The sequence below is a fragment of the Brenneria roseae subsp. americana genome, from assembly GCF_003115815.1.
GTDB classification, from domain to species: Bacteria; Pseudomonadota; Gammaproteobacteria; order Enterobacterales; family Enterobacteriaceae; genus Brenneria; species Brenneria roseae.
In genome coordinates this window covers 1-1,359 of the sequence record NZ_QDKJ01000040.1, presented here as the reverse complement: position 1 = coordinate 1,359, position 1,359 = coordinate 1, and the positions used below count along the sequence as shown (strand labels likewise).

The following is a 1,359-nucleotide window of genomic DNA, read 5'->3' as shown; positions in this document are numbered from 1 at the left end:
CCTGATAGGGTTGGGTGGGGGAATAAGGCCGCAAGGTTATGTGCATAACCCGCTGGAGTGGGTTGATCCGCTGGGGTTATCTATATATCCCGGAGTTGATTTCTCCGGTACAGATGCGCTTTATAAGGGTGGAACAAATACCGTCAAAATTAAAATGACTGGCGGGCGGTATGGTGACTTCAAAGCTGCGAATGATATTGCCGGATATAAGGGACCTTCTGGAATTGCAACAGGTAAAGCCCACCCTGATGGATATACTTGGCATCACCTTGATGATTATAATCCAGCTACTAACGAATCAACTATGCAATTGGTAAAAACTGAGGCGCATGAGGCTACATTCCCTCATTCAGGATCTGTAAGCCAGTTTGAGAAACATCATGGTGTAGAATATGAATCACCCGAAGCTAAAAGGGTTGCTAAAGAAATGAACGCACCTAAAACATCGACATCTAAGGCTTGTAAGCAGAAAGCGTGAGGTACGAATGAATAGAGAAGACTTGGATTTTTATGAAGATGATGAAGGGATCTCAGTTAATCTGATTTTTGATGCTTTTGATAAATCTGAGGTTCAGGTTATTTATTTAGAATCTGAATTAAGTGATGAAAAAATGCTGGGTGATATTAACTTCATGCTTAAGAATCAGGATAAGATTTTTGATTTATCAAAAAAAGAAATCTCGTTATATATTGAGAGGTTTTATGAGAGTAAAGAATTATCTTTCAAATTGATGAAGATTTATATTTTCCCTGATGTAGAAAATGAATTTGGATTCGTTTTTAGATGGCGCGGAGATACCGAGCATGGCATAGGTATTAAATTCTCTGGTCTGTCGATTAAAAAGATCGGAAGTGCAGAAGTAGCGTTCTTATAAATAAAAGCCGGAAGTGATATTCGACTCTTCCGGCTTTTTTATTTTTAGCTGCTTGTTCTATTACGCCAGCATAACCCCTTGCTCCGCCCAAATAACCATTTTCCCGGGCAGTAGTTCAATATTTAGCGACTGGCCGAACAATCCGCTGCGGGTCAGCCAGTCGCCCGCCAGAGTCAGCTCCTTCGCAGTCATGACAGTCCAGTTCTGCCAGCAGCGCGGCGATAGGAAAGCGTGGACGACGCGCTGGACCGGCTGACGGGTATCAGCGACAGCCACTGGGGCGAACAGCGGTTCCGGCTGAACGGCGTGGGGCAGGTGACGGCGGAGCGTCGGCGAGGGCGCAGTCGGCAGGGGCGCCTGTTCGGCTACGACAGCGAACAGAATTTGTGCGAGATAGCGGGCATAGCGCCGTAGGGGGAGCGATGGCGTTACCGCTATGACGCCTTCGGCCGGCGCATCAGCAAGGTGCGGGAAGGACAACGGC

At 46.5% G+C, this 1,359-nt stretch carries 3 protein-coding genes and 1 pseudogene; 3 read left to right on the top strand and 1 reads right to left on the bottom strand.

What is annotated here, in order from left to right:
* Both B4923_RS20670 and B4923_RS20665 read left to right on the top strand, forming a co-directional pair.
* Window positions 1-478: HNH endonuclease (locus B4923_RS20670; protein WP_211313983.1), on the top strand; the 478-nt coding region annotated here is incomplete at its 5' end.
* Between the two features lie 7 nt (window positions 479-485).
* A complete protein-coding gene (locus B4923_RS20665) occupies window positions 486-875 on the top strand; it encodes a hypothetical protein (RefSeq protein WP_109491558.1) in 390 nt (129 codons plus the stop codon).
* A gap of 60 nt (window positions 876-935) precedes the next feature.
* Here B4923_RS20665 and B4923_RS21395 read toward each other — a convergent pair whose 3' ends face one another.
* A complete protein-coding gene (locus tag B4923_RS21395; RefSeq protein WP_425428668.1) occupies window positions 936-1,067 on the bottom strand; it encodes a SymE family type I addiction module toxin in 132 nt (43 codons plus the stop codon).
* 45 nt (window positions 1,068-1,112) lie between these two features.
* On the opposite strand from B4923_RS21395, the pseudogene B4923_RS21390 reads away from it, so the two are divergent.
* Window positions 1,113-1,359 (top strand): annotated as a pseudogene (locus B4923_RS21390) (type IV secretion protein Rhs); the annotation flags it as partial.